Consider the following 17,403-nt stretch of genomic DNA (forward strand, 5'->3'; position numbering starts at 1 on the left):
GACCAGGCGCGGGACCACCTGCTCGCCGAGGCGGCGCACTTCGACGCCAAGCGGCTGCGGGTCCTGGGCGTGCACGTCCTGGAGGTCGTGGCCCCCGAGGTCGGCGAGGCAGAGACGGCCCGTCAGCTCGAGTCCCAGGAGCGCAAGGCTGAGGCGAAGGCGCGGTTCACGATGCACGACGACGGCCACGGCACCACGCATGGCCGGTTCTCGATCCCCACCCACCAGGCTGACAAGCTCCGCAAGCCCCTCGACGCGTTGGCCTCGCCCAAGGCCGGCGGCGAGGGATCGACCCCGCACGGGATGGGGTTGGCGTTCATCGAGTACATCGACCGCTTCCCCACCAAGAAGCTCCCCCAGGCCGGGGGGATGGACGCCACCGTCGTGGTCACCATGACCCTCGAGACCCTCATGGGCGGCCTCAAGGCAGCCCAGCTCGACACCGGCACCCCGATCAGCCCCGGACTCGCCCGGCGCATGGCGTGCGAGGCCGGGGTCATCCCCGTCGTGCTCGGTGGGAAGTCCCAGGTCCTCGACGTGGGCCGGAAGATGCGGTTCCACACCAAGGCCCAGAGGATCGCGATGGCCGTCCGCGACGGTGGCTGCATCGCGCTGGGCTGCGACAGGCCCTCTGCGTGGTGTCACGCCCACCACCTCGACCCGTGGTCCCAGGGCGGCGACACCTCGGTCGAGCGCGGCGGGCTGCTCTGCACCGGCCACCACCCGCTGGCTCACCACCCCGGCTACGTCATGACCCACCACCCGGGCGGCAAGGTCTCCTTCCACAAGCGGGAGTGAGGAGCCGCCCGGGACCATGGTGGAGACGGGACTTCGTCCCTCCTCCACCACCGGCGTGGGACTTGTTCCTGGGCATCGAAGGTCTTTCGGCCTGGGTCACCTGAGGTGGGGTCTGGTGGAATCGTCGGTGTGGACCTCGACCGCGCGCTCGCCGCGCTGCCCGCCAACCCCCGCATCGTCGTGACGGGCAACCATGCGACGCCGTGGCACACGCTGCGGCTGGTGGACGAGCGGCTGGCGGAGTACCGGCTGTGGATGCTCAACGGGCAGCACGGCATCCCGGACCGCGCAGGGGTGACGCTGGAGACGTCGTTCGTCGGGCCTGGCCAGCGGCGCAGTCCGCGGCTGAGCTACGTGCCCTCGCGCCTCTCGCTCGTGCCCACCCTGTTCGCCGGGTCCCTGTCACCGGACGCGGTGGTGCTCCACACGACGCGGCCGCGCGACGGGAAGGTGTCGCTGGGGGTCGAGGTCAACGTGCTGCCGGCCGCCATCGAGGCGGTCCGCAGGGGGGGCGGGATCGTCGTGGCGCAGGTCAACGACCACCTGCCCTGGACCTACGGCGACGCGCTGGTCGACGTCGAGCACCTCGACGTGCTGGTCGAGGCCGACGAGCCGCTGGCGCACGCCGCCGTCGCTCCGATCGACGACGCGTCGGCCCGGATCGGGGAGCTGGTGGCCGCCCGGGTGGGCGACGGCGCGACCCTGCAGGCCGGGATCGGAGCGGTGCCGGACGCCACCATGCGCGGGCTCATCGGGCGGCGCGGGCTGCGGATCTGGACCGAGATGTTCTCCGACAGCGTGCTCGCGCTCGAGCTGGCCGGGGCGCTGGACACGGACGTCCCGATCTCGGCGTCGTTCCTCTTCGGGTCGCCCGAGCTCCTCGAGTGGGTCGACGGCAACGAGCGAGTGGAGATGGTGCGCACCGAGGTGACCAACGACCCCGCCCGGATCGCCGGCAACCCGGCGATGGTCAGCGTCAACACCGCGCTCCAGGTCGACCTGTTCGGCCAGGCCAACGCCTCGCGCATCAACGCCCGGATCCACTCCGGCACCGGCGGCCAGACCGACTTCATCGTCGGCGCGCTGCACAGCCCCGGCGGGCAGGCGTTCATCGCGCTGCGCTCGTGGCACCCCAAGGCGGACGTCTCGACCGTCGTCGCCCTGGTGGACGAGCCCGTGACGTCGTTCCAGATGAGCGCGATCGTGACCGAGCAGGGCCTGGCCGAGGTGTTCGGTCAGGACCAGCGCGAGCAGGCGCGCCAGATCATCGACCACGCCGCTCACCCCAGCGTCCGCGACGACCTCTGGGAGGAGGCCGCGGCGCTGGGGCTCGCGTGAGGCGTCAGAGGCGGACGTCGACCCAGACCGAGCGGTGGTCCGACGAGGGGAACGGGAACTCCCCGGTCAGCCGGGACAGCGGGTCCGACGGCACCGGCCAGAAGATCCCGGAGCCACGCACCTTCAGCCCGCGTGAGGGCAGCACGTAGTCGGCGCGCAGGTTGCCCGGCGCCGGGTTGTCGTTGAAGTCGGCCGTGTCGAAGCGCGGGTCGGACTCGTGCGCGAGGTTGGCCCCGCCCTGGCGGGCTGCGGCCTCCACGCCGCCGCGCGACGACGGCCGCGGGTCGGTGATGCGCGGGTGGTCGAGGAGCTGCTGGATCGACCCCGGCACGGAGTCCCCGTCGAGGGGGTCGCTGTTCTGGTCGCCGGCGATCACGAACCGCTCGCCTCGCGGCAGCCCGCCGCGGTGACCTCGGTCGTCGTAGAGGTAGCGCCGGTTGTCGACGTAGTCGGCCCAGAAGCGGATCTCGTCGTGGTTGCGCGCGCCGTTGCGGTCCTCGGGGCCGTCGAAGGTCGGCGGCGTCGGGTGCGAGACCAGGAAGTGGACGGTACGGCGACCGATCCGGACCGGCACGTCCCAGTGGGACTTGCTGGACAGCCGCACGTCCTGGAGCTCGGCGGGGGAGTACCAGTCACGCGGGGCCGCGGTGCTCGGGTCGTCCGGGAGGAGGGCGCCGGGCATGTCCTTCCACAGGAACCTCTGGAAGGTGCGGACCTTGCCGGTCACGATCGGGTGCTTGCTCAGCACGACCATGCCGTACTGGCCCTCGAAGTCGCCGAACCCGAACGCGTCGTTGCCGCCGCCGACCGTGCCGTTGTTGTCGAGGTCGTGGCCGCTCGGCACGCCGGTGTTGGACGGGGCGACGTAGGCGTAGGGGTAGTCGATCGGCCGCGCGCCGTGGTGGCCGATCTCGAGGTAGTTGTCGCGGAACAGGTCGACGGCCACTCGGTCGGGGACGTAGTCGAACTCGTTGAGCAGCAGGACGTCGGGACGGGTGCGCTGGATGATCTCGGCCACGGCCGAGGCCTGCGGGTCGTCCGGCGTCGAGAGGTCCTCCACGAGCTCGCCGGCGCGCGTGCGGTTGAGGGAGGCGTTGAAGGTCTGGAAGCGCACGGTGTCGCGCTTCGTGTGGTGGCCCCCGTGGTGGGTCTCGTGGTGAGTGCCGTGGCGGTCGCCGTCGGCGGCGGTGGCGGAGCCACCGGTGAGGCCGGCGACCGCCGGCGTGGTCAGCAGTGTGATGGCCGCGGCGCTCGCCGCGGCAGCCCGAGAGATTTTCATGGCTCCGACCCTGCCACGGCGAGGTGACAGCCGCCCGAACGCCGGGTGGCGGTCCTCCCTAGGATTGGGGCCATGACGCAGCAGCCGTTCAGCCGTCCCGGAGCGATCGACCTCTCCGCCCTCAAGCGCCCCGCGGCACCGACCCCGCCCGCCGGCGCCGGTGTGCCCGCCGGCGGTGGGGGCGGTGGCATCGCGTCGTACGCCCTGGAGGTCACCGAGCAGAACTTCCAGGAGGTCATCGAGCGGTCCATGACCGCGCCGGTCCTGCTCGTGCTCTTCTCGCGCTCGCGGATGCCCGAGAGCGGCCAGCTCGCCGACGACCTGGCGACGCTGTCGGGCGAGTTCGAGGGCCGGTTCCTGGCCGGCCTGGTCGACGTCGACGCCTCGCCCCAGATCGCCCAGGCGATGCAGGTCCAGTCGATCCCGCTGGTCGTCGCCATCCTCGACGGCAGGCCCGCCCCGCTGCTGCAGGACGTCGTCCCGCTCGAGGAGCTCCGCACCGCCCTGACGCAGGTCATGCAGCAGCTCGCGACCCAGGGCATGACCGCCCGTCACCAGCCGCTGTCCGGCGCCGCGCCTGCGGTGGACGGCGACGAGGAGGCGGTGGACCCCCGCTACGCCGCGGCCGAGGACGCCATGGCCGCCAACGACTTCGACGGCGCGGTCGCGGAGTACCAGAAGCTCGTCACCGCCAACCCCGCCGACGCCGAGGCCGCCGCCGGGCTCGCCATGGCCAAGGTGCTGCAGCGCACGCAGGGCGTCGACCCGGCCGCTGCCCGCGCCACCGCCGACAGCGCCCCCGACGACCTGGACGCGCAGACCCTCGTCGCCGACCTCGACCTCCTCGAGGGGCGCGTGGACGAGGCCTTCGGTCGCCTGGTCGAGCTGGTCCGCCGTTCGGCCGGCGACGAGCGCAACGCCGCTCGCGAGCACCTCCTCGGGCTCTTCGCCGCGGTCGGCAACGACGACCCCCGCGTGCTCAAGGGCCGCCAGAACCTCGCCTCTGCGCTCTTCTGAGCGCCCGGTGAACGCCGGACCGTCCTACGTCCTGCGCGGGTTCGCCCTCTGGCGGCACCGGCCCGGGCTGATGCTGCTCGGGATGGTCCCGGCGCTGGTCGTCTCGCTGGTCCTGCTGACGGCGTACGTCGTCCTGCTGGTGCAGCTGCCCGACCTGGTGCGCTGGGTGACGCCGTTCGTCGACGACGTCGGCGACACGGTGCGGGTGCTCGTGCGCCTCAGCGTCGCGCTCGTGGTCGCAGTGGGTGCGCTCGCGCTGGCGGCCTCGACCTTCGTCGCGCTGACGCTCCTGGTCGGGGACCCGTTCTACGCGCGGATCTGGCGCGAGACCGAGCGGATGCTCGGCGGCGCCGTGCCCGACGGCGAGCTCAGCGCGTGGCGCGCGGCCCGCGACGCGGTCGTGCTGGTGCTGGTCGGCATCGGCGCGAGCGTCCTGGTGGTCGTCGTCGGGTTCCTCCCGGTCGTCGGCACGGTCGCCGGCGCCGTCCTCGGCCTGGGCGTCTCGGGCTGGATGTTGGCCGGCGACCTGCTGGGCCGTCCGCTGGAGGCCCGCGGCCTGGACGCCGCCCGGCGCGTGGAGCTCACACGCGGCCGCCGCTCGACCGTGCTCGGCTTCGGGGTGACGGTGCAGGTCTTCTTCCTGGTGCCGCTCGGCGCGGTCGTCGTGATGCCGGCGGCCGTCGCCGGCGCGACGATGCTCGCGCGCGACCTGGTGGCCGAGCGAGACGCGGCGGCTCTGCGCTGACGGTCGGGGGTTTCCGCGACAGGACGTCGTTCTTCCTCAACCCCCGGTGGTGAGGGCGGTGAGGACGGCGGCGACGGCGGGGGAGGAGGCCATGCTGCGGCGGTGCAGGGCGAGCACCTCGCGCGTGGGGACCGGGTCGACGGCAGGGACGGCGACGAGGTCCTCGCCGAGCGGCTGGCGACCGAGGCGGGGGACGAGGGCGATGCCCAGGCCGGCGCGCACCATCGCCAGGTGGCTGTCGAACTCCATCGACTGGTGCGCGATCCGGGGCAGCCGGCCGGTGCCGTCGTACATCCGGGTCAGCCACTGGCGGCAGATGGTGCCCTCGGGCGTGGCGACCCAGCCCTCGTCGACGAGGTCGCGCGGTGTGACCTGCGTGCGGTCGGCGAGCGGGTGGTCGCGGTGGACGACGACGTCGGCGAGGTCCCGGGCCACGCGGGCCGCCACGACGTGCTCGGGGATCGCGAGCGCGACGTCGCCCCAGCTGTGGACGACGCCGATCTCGCACTGGCCGGAGGCGACCAGGTCGACGGTGTCCCAGGGCTCGCGCTCCGACAGCTGCAGGGTCAGGTCCGGGTGGGTGTCGAGGAGGGCGCGCACCGCCGGTGCCACGAGGCCGCGCATGGCGGTCGAGAAGGCGACGATCCGCAGGTGGCCGGCGACCGCCTCGGCCTGCCGGTGCAGCCCCGACTCGATCTCCTCGAGGTCGCCCAGCACCTTCGCGCCGGCGTCGACCAGGTGGCGCCCGTGCCGCGTCAGCATCACCCCGCGGCCCACCCGCTCCAGCAGCGGCACGCCGGTCTGGCGCTCCAGGCGCTTCACCTGCTGCGACACCGCGCTGGGGGTGAAGCCCAGCGCGTCGGCCGCGCCGACGACGGAGCCGTGGGTGTCGACGGCCCGCAGGGCCGTGAGTGCGGTGAGGTCGATCATGTAGCGATGCTACCGGGAAAGGTGCACCAGTATTCGCTGGTGCTTCCGAATCATCACCGGCAGGCTGGGGTGCGTGAACCGACGTGACTCGCTCCTCGCCGCGCTCGTGGCGACCGTCTGGGGCTTCAACTTCGTGGTCATCGACTGGGGGATGGGCGACGTCCCGCCGCTGCTCTTCCTGGCCGCGCGCTTCGTGCTGGTGGTGATCCCGGCGGTCTTCCTGGTCGGTCGGCCCCGGGCGCCCTGGCGGACGGTCGCCCTGATCGGCGTCTTCATGTCGTTGGGCCAGTTCGGATTCCTGTACGTCGGGATGGCCGCGGGCATGCCGCCCGGGCTCGCCGCGCTGGTGCTCCAGGCCCAGGTGATCTTCACGGTGCTGATCGCCACGGGGGTCCTGCGCGAGCTGCCCACGCCGGCCCAGGCCGTCGGCGTGGCCGTCGGCTCGGTCGGGCTGCTCGTGGTGGCGCTCGGTCGCGGCGGCGACGTGCCGCTGCTGGCCCTGGCCCTGTGCCTGCTAGCGGCGCTGTCGTGGGGGACGGGCAACGTCCTGGCGCGGGCCTCCGGCGTCACCGGCGGGCTCTCGCTGACGGTGTGGTCGGCGCTGGTCGTGCCCGTGCCGCTGGTCGCCCTGAGCCTGGTGCTCGACGGACCGGGCGCGCTCGCCGACGGCGTGGCGGCGTTCGGCTGGCAGGCGCTGGTCTCGACCCTCTACACCGCGGGACTGGCCTCCCTGGTCGGCTACGGCATCTTCAACACGCTGCTCGGCCGCAACCCCTCGGCGTCCGTGGTGCCGTGGGTGCTGCTCGCCCCGGTGGTGGCGATGGCGTCGGCCTGGCTCCTGCTCGACCAGCGCCCCAACGCCGCGGAGTCGCTCGGTGGGCTGCTCCTGGTGCTCGGCGTCCTGGTGGCGCTGCGCCCGAGCAGGGGAGTGCGGGTCAGCCCGCCACCGGCACGCACAGCACCGGTCGCGAGCTCAGGTGCAGCAGCTTGTGAGGCGTCGAGCCCAGCATCGCGCCCTTGAGCGGGCTCTCCCCGGCGGTCCCGACGACGATGACGCTCGCGTCGCAGGCGTCGGCCACCTGCATCAGGGCCTGCGCCGGCTTGGCGTCGACGAGCCGGATGTCGGTCTCGACGCCCGCGGCCTCCGCGCGCTCGACGGCGTGCGAGAGCGCCGTGCGGCCGATCTCGAGCAGCGCCTCGCGGTGCGCCTTGAACTCCTCGCCCGCACCGCCCGGCGGCGCGACCCCGTAGACCAGCACGAGCGGCTCGCCGAAGCGTGCCGCGACGCTGATCGCGGTGGTGAGCGCGGCGTCCGCGCCCGGTGACTCGTCGTAGCCCAGCACCACTGCCATGGCTCTCAGCCTTCCAGTCCGTCGGGGTCGGCCCGACCGGCCTTGACGCCGTGGACGACGTCGGGGTCGGGCAGCCCGGCCCGCTCCTGCCAGTAGCGGCCGTCGCGGGTCCGCCAGAAGAGCATCAGCACGACGCCGGCCAGGACAATGCCGAGGCCGATGACGAGCGGCGGGCCCACCCCCAGCCACGACTGGCCGCTGTAGGAGTTGGCGGGGTCGGACATGTCGCGCACCGACAGCACCAGCAACCAGAGCAGCATCACGGCCCCGGCGACCGGTCCGACGCCGATCAGGAGCAGGTTGCGCGGGCTCTCGAGGAGGTGCTTGCGGTGGTAGACCGCGCAGGCGATGCCCGTCAGCGCGTAGTAGAACGCGATGAGCAGCGCGAGGGCGGTCAGGGAGTCGAACAGCGCGTTGGCGCTGACCTGGTAGATGCCGACGTACCAGACGATCGCGATGCCGGCGACCCACCAGGTGCTGACGTGCGGGGTGCGGTGGCGGGGGTCGATGCGCCCGAAGTGCGACGGGATCGCGTGCCGCCGCGCCATCGACAGACCGGTGCGCGACGCCGGAATGATCGTCGTCTGGGTCGAGGCGATGGCCGAGGTCGCGACCGAGGCCAGCACCACCCAGCTCCACCCGCCCATCACCTCCTCGCTGAGGTAGGCGAAGACGAACTCCTCCTCACCGGCGTTGTCGCTGAGCCAGGCAGGCCCGGCGTAGGCCACGACGGCCACCGCCACGGAGACGTACGTCGCCAGCAGCACCAGCGTCGACCAGACCGCCGCGCGGCCGGGAGTGGAGGCGCCGTCGGTGGTCTCCTCGCTGAGGTTGACCGCGGACTCCCAGCCCCAATAGGCGAACACACCCAGCAGGAGCGCCGTGGAGAGGCTCGCGCCGCCGGCGCCGAAGGGGTTGAGCCACGACCAGGAGGGGTCGATCGGGTCGAGCGTGCTGTCGTCGGCGACGGCCTTGGCGATCGCCACGGCCGCGAAGACCAGCAGCGAGACGACCTGCGCCAGGATCAGCACGTTCTGCAGGCGGGCCGAGACGTCGGTGCCGAGGATGCAGATCCAGGTCAGCAGGAGGATCAGCGCGATCGCCAGGGGCATCCGCACCCACGCGTTGTCGGCCGCCGCGTCGGCGCCGAAGGTCCGCAGCGTGAAGCTCACGCCGACGTCGGCCAGCGACCCGATCACGAGCACGCCGGTCATCGTGATCGCCCAGCCGCCGAGCCAGCCGAACCACGGACCCAGCGCCCGGGTCACCCAGCTGAACGTCGTGCCGCAGTCCTGGTCGACCCGGTTGAGGTAGAGGAACGCCGTGGCGATCAGGGCCATCGGCACGAAGGAGGCCAGGAGGGCGCCGGGGGCGTAGACCCCGACCGCGGCGGTGATCGCGCCGATCACCGCGGCCAGCGAGTAGGCCGGTGACGTCGCGGCCAGCCCGATCACCAGCGCGTCCACGAACCCGATCGAGTCCGCCTTGAGCTGCGGGCCCTGCGTCTCCACGTCGACCACCGGTCGCTCCCTCCACCCGTGAGGGTCGTTCTACACGGGTGGAGGAGCCTTGGGAAGGGCCAGCACCCGCGGAGAGGTCGCTCAGGTCACCTGCCGGACTCGGTGTAGGCGGGGCCGCCGCCGAGGTTGGCGAGGGCGGACTCGAGGCGCCGGGTGGTGAAGTCGGCGCACCGCTCGCGGGCCTGGTCGAGCGTGAGGAACTCCGCCGACTGGATCTCGCGGGCCTGCTTGACGATCGTGTCGGTGATCGCCGCGTCGTGCACGCCGCCGTCGAAGACGAGGCAGAGCGCGTCGTCCCAGCCGCCCCACGGGGGAAGCCAGTCGGTGAGGAGCAGGGGGCCGACCTCGAGGGAGAGGCCCAGCTCCTCCTCGACCTCGCGGGCGACGGCGAGCTGCGGCGACTCACCCACCTCGACGACGCCGCCGGGCAGGTCCCAGTCCTGCTTGTAGGTCAGCTGGCACACGAGCACCCGCTCGTCGCGGTCGCGGATCAGCATCTGGCTGATCGCGCGCTTGCGCGGCAGGAAGGAGTTGAGCAGCGCGCGAAAGCCGCCCGGCTCGCTGACCGGGGTGTCGGAGTCGAGCCGCGCGTAGACGACCAGGTCGCCGTCGACCCCCCGCTGCACGCCCTCGCGCTGCATGCCGGACCAGGTGGCGACGCGCTGGGCGGTCTCGTCGTCGGCGCCGACCAGGATCTCGACGCGGCCGTGGGCGACCAGCGCGGCCTCGACCTCACGCCGTACGGCGTCGAGGGCGGTGTTCCAGTCGCCGCCCGCGGGCGGGGTCCAGACGATGCGCGCGACGCCGTCGGAGACGGTCTCGGCCCTCGGCTGCTCGCTCACGTCGTCAACCCTAGGAGACCGTGCGACGGGACTCCTTCGCAGGCTCCTCGGCCAGGACGTGCCGGAACCACATGGTCGCCAGCGGCGGCACCACGATGTCGGCGTGCGCCGGCTGCCCGTCGTGCTCGCCCTCGACGGCCGTGATCTGCCCGAGGTTGCCGACACCGGAGCCGAGGTAGGTCTCGGCGTCGGTGTTGAGCACCTCGTCCCAGGTGCCGGTGGCCGGCAGCCCGAGGCGGAAGCCCTCGTGGGGGTGGTCGCGGAAGTTGGAGACGCACACCAGGTCCGGCCCGTCGCCGCGGCGCACGAACGTGTAGGTGCTGCGGCCGGCGTCGTTGGCGTCGACCCACTGGAAGCCCGACGGGTCGCCGTCGCGCGACCACAGGGCCGGGGAGTCGACGTAGGCGCGGTTGAGGTCGCGCACCAGGTCGTGGACGCCGCGGTGCTCGGGGTGCTCCAGGAGCCACCAGTCGAGCTCGCGGGCCTCGGCCCACTCCGACTCCTGGCCCAGCTCGCAGCCCATGAACAGCAGCTGCTTGCCGGGGTGGGCCCACATGTAGGCGAGGTAGGCGCGCAGGTTGGCCAGCTGCTGCCACCGGTCGCCGGGCATCTTGCGCAGCAGCGAGCCCTTGCCGTGCACGACCTCGTCGTGGGAGATCGGCAGGACGTAGTTCTCGGCCCAGGCGTAGGTGAGCGCGAACGTCATCTCGTGGTGGTGGTGGGGCCGGTGGACCGGCTCCCGGGCGAGGTAGCCGAGGGAGTCGTGCATCCAGCCCATGTTCCACTTCAGGCCGAAGCCCAGGCCGCCCTCGCTCGTCGGACCGGTGACGCCCGGCCAGGAGGTCGACTCCTCGGCGATCGTGACGATGCCCGGCACCCGCTTGTAGACGGTGGCGTTCATCTCCTGGAGGAACTGCACGGCCTCGAGGTTCTCGCGCCCGCCGTGCTTGTTGGGCGACCACTCGCCCTCCTCGCGGGCGTAGTCGAGGTAGAGCATCGAGGCCACGCCGTCGACGCGCAGGCCGTCGGCGTGGAACTCCTCGAGCCAGTAGAGGGCGTTGGCGTAGAGGAAGTTGCGCACCTCGGGCCGGCCGAAGTTGAAGATGTGGGAGCCCCACTCCTTGTGCCAGCCGCGCTGGGGGTTCGGGTCCTCGTAGAGGGGCGTCCCGTCGAAGCTGGCCAGCGCCCAGGCGTCGGTGGCGAAGTGGCCGGGCACCCAGTCCAGGATGACGCCGATGCCGGCCTGGTGGAGCCGGTCGACGAGGCGGCGGAAGCCGTCGGGGTCGCCGTAGCGGGAGTCCGGGGCGAAGTACGACGTCACGTGGTAGCCCCACGAGCCGCCGAAGGGGTGCTGCATCACGGGCATCAGCTCGACGTGGGTGAAGCCCAGCTCGGAGAGGTAGGGGACCAGGTCGTCGGCGAGCTCGTCGTAGCTCCAGAAGCCGCCGCCCGGGTGGCGCTTCCACGACCCCAGGTGCAGCTCGTAGGTCGCCATGGCCTCGGCGACCGGCTTGCGGTCGCGTCGGGCGGTCATCCACTCCTCGTCGCCCCACACGTGGGTCGACTCGGTGACCCGGGACGCGGTGGCCGGCGCGACCTCGGCGTGGAAGGCCATCGGGTCGGCCTTCTCGCGCCACTCGCCGTCGGCGCCGCGGATCGCGTACTTGTACGACGTGCCGGCACCCAGGCCGGGCACGAAGAGCTCCCAGACGCCGGAGCTGCCGAGCTGGCGCATCGGGTGCTCGCGCCCGTCCCAGCTGTTGAAGTCGCCCTTGAGGCGCACCGAGCGCGCCGAGGGCGCCCAGACCGCGAACGACGTACCGCTGACGGTGCCGCCGACGGCGGCGTAGTGGTGCACGCGGGCGCCCAGGACGTTCCAGAGCTGCTCGTGGCGGCCCTCGTTGATCAGGTGCAGGTCGACCTGGCCGAGCGTCGGCAGGAAGCGGTAGGGGTCGTCGAGCTCAACGACGGTGCCGTCGTAGGAGACCGCGAGGCGGTAGTCGGGGACGTCGGTCTCGCCGGGGAGCACCCCGACCCAGACCCCCTCGTGCTCGTGCTCGAGCGCGGTCTCGGTGCCGCTGTGGCGGACCACGACGGCGGAGGCCAGCGGCTTGAGGACGCGCACGGTGACGGCGCCCTCGTGCACGTGCGGGCCGAGGACGGCGTGCGGGTGGCCGTGCTCGCCGCTGATGACCTGGTCGAGCTCGGACGTGGGGACGGGTGCGATGGTGCCGGTCATGCGGCTCCGATCCTGGCCACGGCCTGGAGCGGGATGTCCACCCAGGTCGGACGGTTGCGGGTCTCGTAGACGGTCTCGTAGACGGCCTTGTCGGCGACGTAGGCGTCGAGCAGGGTGTGCTGGGTGTCGCTCAGCTGGCCACCGGTGTAGGCGTTGAGGAAGTGGTTTCGGGCTCGGTGGGCCCACTCCTGCGCGCGACGGGTGCGCTGCGCGGCCTCCTCGGGGTCGGTCTCCTCCTCGCGCTCGCGCACGGCGACGTGTGGGACGTAGTCGAAGGAGCGCATCATGCCGGCGACGTCGCGCCAGGGGGAGTCGGGCAGCATCCGCTCGGCGAGCGGCTTGGCCGGCTCGCCCTCGAAGTCGACGACCTTCCAGCCCTTGCTGGTGCGCAGGGTCTGGCCGAGGTGCAGGTCCCCGTGGATGCGGTGGACCTCGATGCGCCCCAGCCGGGCGACGCGGTCGTGCAGGTCGGCGAGGGCCTGGTGGTGCTCGGCCAGCCCGGGTACGACGTTCTCCGCGGCGGCGAGCCGCGAGCGCATCTGCTCGGCCAGGTCACCGGTCTCGATGCTGGAGGACCCGAACGACTCCCGCAGCGTCTCGTGCAGCTCGCGCAGCGCCTCGCCCAGGCGCGCCGCCTCGCCGGCGAAGTCGCCGCCGGACTCGCGGGCGTGGAGCTCGGGGTCGGCGAAGAGCGAGCGCACGCTGCCCAGCGCGAGGTCCCACCCGTCGGTGGCCGTGCGCAGGAACTGCTGGAGCATGGCGAGCTGGATCACCGCGTCGGAGTCGGCGTCGAGCACGTCGAGCCAGCCGTAGAGGGCGGCGACGTGGTCGGAGCCGGCCCGGGTGAGCACGTCGTGGACGGCGACGTCGGGGTTGACGCCCGGGGTGACCTTGCGGAACACCTTCATCAGGGCGTCCTCGCCGAAGCTCACCGAGGAGTTGGACTGCTCGCCGGTGAACAGCATCGACGGGGCCTCGGCCTCGAGGTCGTAGCCGGGCAGCCGGTGGAAGGTCAGCATCGTCTCGGGGTCGACGGTGTTGCCGTGCTCCTGCGAGGCGGCGGCGTCGAAGGAGCGCAGCCAGCAGGCCATGGCCTCGCGGTCGTGGAGGGCGTCGTAGGCGTGGACCCACCCGTGCTCGGGGTGCTCCCACCAGCCCACGAAGGCATGGTCGAGGCGCTGCTGCGGGTGCTCGTAGAACGCCAGCGGCACCTGGTAGAGCTCGACGGCGTCCACGGCCGTCGCCTCCACGTCGGAGTAGGAGACCTGCACGAGGTGGATGACCACGTGCGGGCTGTCCTCGACGCGGCCCGGGACCTCGCCGACGAGGCGGACCCCGGTGACGGTGAACGGCCGTCCCTTGCCGGCGAACCAGCGGGTGCGGACGAGATAGTCGGTGAAGACCTTCGGATCCAGATGCGTCACAGCAGCTGCCTCTCTCCCGGGTCGGTCGCCGGCGTGAGCCGGAACCAGTAGAAGCCGTAGCCGCCGAGCGTGAGCAGGTACGGCAGCTCGCCGATCCGCGGGAACGGCACGCCGCCGAGCAGCTCGACCGGCACCATGCCCTCGAAGCGGCGCAGGTCGAGCTCGATCGGCTGGGCGAGGCGCGACAGGTTGTTGACGCAGACGATGACGTCGCGCTCCCCGTCGTCGCCGGTGTGCTCACGGGCGTAGGACAGCACGGCCGGGTTGGACCCGCCCAGGTCGTGGAAGGAGCCGAGCCCGAACGCGTCGTGACGACGGCGCGCCTGGATCATCCGCCGCGTCCAGTGCAGCAGTGAGGACGGGTTCTCGAGCTGAGCCTCCACATTGACCGACTGGTACCCGTAGACGGGATCCTGAATCGCGGGCAGGAACAGCTTGCCGGGGGTCGCGGAGGAGAAGCCGGCGTTGCGGTCGGGCGTCCACTGCATCGGCGTGCGCACGCCGTCGCGGTCACCGAGCCAGATGTTGTCGCCCATGCCGATCTCGTCGCCGTAGTAGAGCACCGGGGAGCCCGGCAGCGACAGCAGCAGCGCGTTGAACAGCTCGATCTGGTTGGTGTCGTTGTCCAGCAGCGGGGCCAGGCGGCGGCGGATGCCGATGTTGGCCTTCATCCGCGGGTCCTTGGCGTACTCGTCCCACATGTAGTCGCGGTCGTCGTCGCTGACCATCTCGAGCGTGAGCTCGTCGTGGTTGCGCAGGAAGATGCCCCACTGGCAGCCGTGCGGGATCGGCGGCGTCTGCTCCATGATCTCCGAGATCGGGAAGCGCGACTCGCGGCGCACGGCCATGAAGATGCGCGGCATCACGGGGAAGTGGAAGCACATGTGGCACTCGTCGCCACCGGACTCGAAGTCGCCGTAGTAGTCGACGACGTCGGAGGGCCACTGGTTGGCCTCGGCGAGCAGGATCCGCCCGGGGTACTTCTCGTCGACGAAGCGGCGGACCTTCTTGAGGAACTCGTGGGTCTCGGGGAGGTTCTCGCCGTTGGTGCCGGGACGCTCGTAGAGGTAGGGCACCGCGTCGAGGCGGAAGCCGTCGAGCCCCATGTCGAACCAGAACGAGATGGCCTCGAGGATCGCGTCGTGGACCTTCGGGTTGTCGTAGTTGAGGTCCGGCTGGTGGGAGAAGAACCGGTGCCAGAAGTACTGCTGGCGCACCGGGTCCCAGGTCCAGTTGGAGGGCTCGGTGTCGACGAAGATCACCCGGGCGTCCTGGTAGAGCTCGTCGGTGTCGGACCACACGTAGAAGTCGCCGTAGGGCCCCTCGGGATCCTCGCGGCTGGCCTGGAACCACGGGTGCTGGTCGCTGGTGTGGTTCATGACGAAGTCGATGATCACGCGGATGTCGCGCTTGTGGGCCTCGTCGAGGAAGTGGTGGAAGTCCTCGACGGTCCCGGCCTCGGGCAGGATGTTGGTGAAGTCGGCGACGTCGTAGCCGCCGTCGCGCAGGGGGCTCGTGAAGAACGGCGGCACCCACAGGCAGTCGACGCCGAGCCACTCGAGGTAGTCGAGCTTCTCGGTCAGGCCCTTGAAGTCGCCGGTGCCGTCGCCGTTTGAGTCGCGGAACGACCGGACCATCACCTCGTAGAACACCGCCGACTTGAACCAGTCGGGGGTGGTCCCGACGGTGTCGGGGAACGGGTCGTTGGGGTCGGCCGGACGGGGCTCGGGCTGGTGGGTCTGCTCGGGCTGCAGGTCGGTCACAGACCCCTCCTGAGGGTGAGGACGTGGGCGGGCTCGTGGCCGGGGTCCAGGCGCACGTAGTTGTGCTGGCCCCAGTTCCAGTCCTCGCCGGTGATCTCGTCGTGGACGGTGAAGCCGTCGTGCCAGTCGAGGCCGAGGCTGGGCAGGTCGAGGTGGACCATCGTCTCGCGGGTCGCGTGCGGGTCGAGGTTGACCACCACGATCACCGTGTCGCCGGGCTCGCCGGTCTCGGGGTCGTAGGCGACCTTGGAGAAGACCAGGACGTTCTCGTCGTCGCTGCTGTGGATCGTGACGTTGCGCAGCAGCTGGAGCGCGGGGTGCTGGCGCCGGATCTCGTTGAGCCGCGTGAGGTACGGCGCGAGCGTGCGGCCCTCGGCCGCGGCGCCGTCCCAGTCGCGGACCCGGATCTGGAACTTCTCCGAGTCGAGGTACTCCTCGCTCCCGGGCTTGACCGCCACGTGCTCGAAGAGCTCGTAGCCCGCGTAGACGCCCCAGCTGGGGGAGCTCGTCGCCGCGATCGCCGCGCGCACCTTGAACGCGGCCGGACCGCCGTACTGGAGGTAGGCGTGGAGGATGTCGGGGGTGTTGACGAAGAAGTTGGGCCGCATCAGGTGGTCGGACTCGCTCGACAGCTCGGTGAGGTACTCCTCGATCTCCCAGCGGGCGGTGCGCCACGTGTAGTAGGTGTAGGACTGGTGGAAGCCCACCGAGCCCAGGCCGTGCATCATCGCCGGGCGCGTGAAGGCCTCCGACAGGAACAGCACGTCGGGGTCGGTGCGCCGCACCTCGCCCAGGAGCCACTCCCAGAACGGCAGCGGCTTGGTGTGGGGGTTGTCGACGCGGAAGATCCGCACGCCGTGGGAGATCCACAGCCGCACGATCCGCAGCACCTCGCGGCAGATGCCGGTCGGGTCGTTGTCGAAGTTGATCGGGTAGATGTCCTGGTACTTCTTGGGCGGGTTCTCCGCGAACGCGATCGACCCGTCGGCCCGCGTGGTGAAGAACTGCGGGTGCGTGGTGACCCACGGGTGGTCGGGTGCCGCCTGGAGGGCCAGGTCGAGCGCGACCTCGAGGCCGAGCTCGCCGGCGCGCGCCACGAAGGCGTCGAAGTCCGCGAACGTGCCCAGCTCGGGGTGGATCGCGTCGTGCCCGCCGTCCTTGGACCCGATCGCCCAGGGCGAGCCGGTGTCGTCGGGGCCGGGGGTCAGCGTGTTGTTGGGGCCCTTGCGGTTGACCTCGCCGATCGGGTGGATCGGCGGCAGGTAGATGACGTCGAAGCCCATCTCGGCGACGGCGTCCAGCCGCTTCGCCGCGGTGCGGAAGCTGCCGCTGGTCACCTTCCCCGTCGCCTCGTCGCGGGTCGCGCCCTCGGAGCGCGGGAAGAACTCGTACCAGCTGCCGTAGAGCGCCCGGGTGCGGTCGGCGTACGCCGGGTACGGGCCCTCGACGGTCAGCAGGTCGCGCAGCGGGTGGGCGTGCAGCACCGCCCAGAGGTCCTCCGACATCAGCTGGGCCAGCCGTGCCTCGACCGGACGGTCGGTGTCGGTGGCCGCCTTGATCGCGCCCTTGAGCAGCGCGTGCTCGTCCTTGGCCTTCTTGGGCAGCCCGGCCTTGACCCGCTCCAGGAGCAGACGGCCCTCGAGGAACATCAGCTCCACGTCGACGCCGGCCGGGATCTTGATGCCGGCGTCGTGCTCCCAGGTGGCGAGCGGGTCCGACCACGCCTGCACCTCGAAGGTCCAGGCGCCCACCGTGTCGGGGGTGACCCAGGCGCGGTAGACGTCGGGCTCCTCGCCGTGGGGGGTCATGCGCCGGGGCGCGAGACGTCCCCCCTTGGGGTCGATCAGCACCACCTCGGCGCCGAGCTGGTCGTGCCCCTCGCGGAAGACCGTCGCGGTCACCGGGAAGGGCTCACCTGCCGTCGCCTTCGCGGGTCGCCTGCCGAGGTCCACGACAGGTATGACGTCCATGATCGGTATGCGTCCAGCCATGCGTCCCACCCTTGCCGGTCGCCCGCCCCCGTGCAAACCGGAGGTCTGTCCATCCCCCGTGAGGGTGAAGCGGGTACGTCGGGGGCTTCGAGACGGGACTTCGTCCCTCCTCAACCCCCGGGGAGCTCCGGGGGTTGAGGAGGTCGCGCAGCGACCGTCTCGGAA

Annotated in this window: 14 protein-coding genes; 5 read left to right on the forward strand and 9 right to left on the reverse strand. The window is 71.8% G+C overall.

Annotated features, from left to right (window positions below):
* Positions 1 to 798: HNH endonuclease signature motif containing protein (locus E4622_RS19280; RefSeq protein WP_134741769.1), on the forward strand; the 798-nt coding region annotated here is incomplete at its 5' end.
* Positions 799 to 927: 129 nt separating this feature from the next.
* Complete coding sequence (locus E4622_RS19285; protein WP_134741770.1) at positions 928 to 2,136, forward strand: acetyl-CoA hydrolase/transferase C-terminal domain-containing protein; 1,209 nt, start codon at positions 928 to 930, stop codon at positions 2,134 to 2,136.
* Between the two features lie 4 nt (positions 2,137 to 2,140).
* Here E4622_RS19285 and E4622_RS19290 read toward each other — a convergent pair whose 3' ends face one another.
* Positions 2,141 to 3,415 carry an endonuclease/exonuclease/phosphatase family protein gene (locus E4622_RS19290; protein ID WP_134741771.1) on the reverse strand — a complete coding sequence of 425 codons (1,275 nt, stop codon included), beginning with the start codon at positions 3,413 to 3,415 and terminating at the stop codon, positions 2,141 to 2,143.
* A gap of 72 nt (positions 3,416 to 3,487) precedes the next feature.
* Between E4622_RS19290 and E4622_RS19295 the strand changes: the two genes are divergently transcribed.
* Positions 3,488 to 4,432 (forward strand): tetratricopeptide repeat protein, encoded by a 945-nt coding sequence (locus tag E4622_RS19295; protein ID WP_134741772.1) that lies wholly within the window; start codon positions 3,488 to 3,490, stop codon positions 4,430 to 4,432.
* A 7-nt stretch (positions 4,433 to 4,439) separates the two neighbouring features.
* Positions 4,440 to 5,177: an EI24 domain-containing protein gene (locus E4622_RS19300; protein ID WP_134741773.1), complete on the forward strand. Its 738-nt coding sequence runs from the start codon at positions 4,440 to 4,442 to the stop codon at positions 5,175 to 5,177.
* Positions 5,178 to 5,213: 36 nt separating this feature from the next.
* Here the strand turns inward: E4622_RS19300 and E4622_RS19305 are convergent, their stop codons facing one another.
* Positions 5,214 to 6,107, reverse strand: coding sequence for a LysR family transcriptional regulator (locus tag E4622_RS19305; RefSeq protein ID WP_134741774.1), 894 nt, complete (start codon positions 6,105 to 6,107; stop codon positions 5,214 to 5,216).
* Positions 6,108 to 6,180: 73 nt separating this feature from the next.
* Between E4622_RS19305 and E4622_RS19310 the strand changes: the two genes are divergently transcribed.
* Positions 6,181 to 7,128: an EamA family transporter gene (locus tag E4622_RS19310; RefSeq protein WP_134741775.1), complete on the forward strand. Its 948-nt coding sequence runs from the start codon at positions 6,181 to 6,183 to the stop codon at positions 7,126 to 7,128.
* On the opposite strand, the gene E4622_RS19315 is transcribed toward E4622_RS19310, so the two are convergent.
* The 7 genes from E4622_RS19315 to E4622_RS19345 form a co-directional block, all read right to left on the reverse strand.
* Positions 7,043 to 7,459 (reverse strand): universal stress protein, encoded by a 417-nt coding sequence (locus E4622_RS19315; protein WP_134741776.1) that lies wholly within the window; start codon positions 7,457 to 7,459, stop codon positions 7,043 to 7,045. The genes E4622_RS19310 and E4622_RS19315 overlap by 86 nt on opposite strands.
* A 5-nt stretch (positions 7,460 to 7,464) precedes the next feature.
* Positions 7,465 to 8,979: an APC family permease gene (locus E4622_RS19320; protein ID WP_134741777.1), complete on the reverse strand. Its 1,515-nt coding sequence runs from the start codon at positions 8,977 to 8,979 to the stop codon at positions 7,465 to 7,467.
* Positions 8,980 to 9,065: 86 nt separating this feature from the next.
* Positions 9,066 to 9,821 carry an NUDIX hydrolase gene (locus tag E4622_RS19325; protein ID WP_134741778.1) on the reverse strand — a complete coding sequence of 252 codons (756 nt, stop codon included), beginning with the start codon at positions 9,819 to 9,821 and terminating at the stop codon, positions 9,066 to 9,068.
* 10 nt (positions 9,822 to 9,831) lie between these two features.
* Complete coding sequence (gene glgB, locus E4622_RS19330) at positions 9,832 to 12,060, reverse strand: 1,4-alpha-glucan branching protein GlgB (protein WP_134741779.1); 2,229 nt, start codon at positions 12,058 to 12,060, stop codon at positions 9,832 to 9,834.
* Positions 12,057 to 13,484 carry a hypothetical protein gene (locus E4622_RS19335; RefSeq protein ID WP_134741780.1) on the reverse strand — a complete coding sequence of 476 codons (1,428 nt, stop codon included), beginning with the start codon at positions 13,482 to 13,484 and terminating at the stop codon, positions 12,057 to 12,059. The genes glgB and E4622_RS19335 overlap by 4 nt, the downstream gene beginning before the upstream one ends.
* Positions 13,481 to 15,247, reverse strand: a complete 1,767-nt coding sequence (gene treS / locus E4622_RS19340; protein WP_134741781.1) for a maltose alpha-D-glucosyltransferase — start codon at positions 15,245 to 15,247, stop codon at positions 13,481 to 13,483. The genes E4622_RS19335 and treS overlap by 4 nt, the downstream gene beginning before the upstream one ends.
* Positions 15,244 to 17,238 carry an alpha-1,4-glucan--maltose-1-phosphate maltosyltransferase gene (locus E4622_RS19345; RefSeq protein ID WP_134741782.1) on the reverse strand — a complete coding sequence of 665 codons (1,995 nt, stop codon included), beginning with the start codon at positions 17,236 to 17,238 and terminating at the stop codon, positions 15,244 to 15,246. The genes treS and E4622_RS19345 overlap by 4 nt, the downstream gene beginning before the upstream one ends.
* Positions 17,239 to 17,403 lie beyond the last annotated feature (165 nt).

The sequence above is a fragment of the Nocardioides sp. 503 genome (assembly GCF_004522095.1).
Classification (GTDB): Bacteria; Actinomycetota; Actinomycetes; order Propionibacteriales; family Nocardioidaceae; genus Nocardioides.

Excerpts from the sequence above, each read along its gene's own strand:
- E4622_RS19295 (WP_134741772.1), top strand. The coding sequence starts at position 3,488 with ATGACGCAGCAGCCGTTCAGCCGTCCCGGAGCGATCGACCTCTCCGCC.
- E4622_RS19305 (WP_134741774.1), bottom strand. The coding sequence starts at position 6,107 with ATGATCGACCTCACCGCACTCACGGCCCTGCGGGCCGTCGACACCCAC.
- glgB (WP_134741779.1), bottom strand. The coding sequence starts at position 12,060 with ATGACCGGCACCATCGCACCCGTCCCCACGTCCGAGCTCGACCAGGTC.
- E4622_RS19290 (WP_134741771.1), bottom strand. The coding sequence starts at position 3,415 with ATGAAAATCTCTCGGGCTGCCGCGGCGAGCGCCGCGGCCATCACACTG.
- E4622_RS19345 (WP_134741782.1), bottom strand. The coding sequence starts at position 17,238 with ATGGCTGGACGCATACCGATCATGGACGTCATACCTGTCGTGGACCTC.
- E4622_RS19315 (WP_134741776.1), bottom strand. The coding sequence starts at position 7,459 with ATGGCAGTGGTGCTGGGCTACGACGAGTCACCGGGCGCGGACGCCGCG.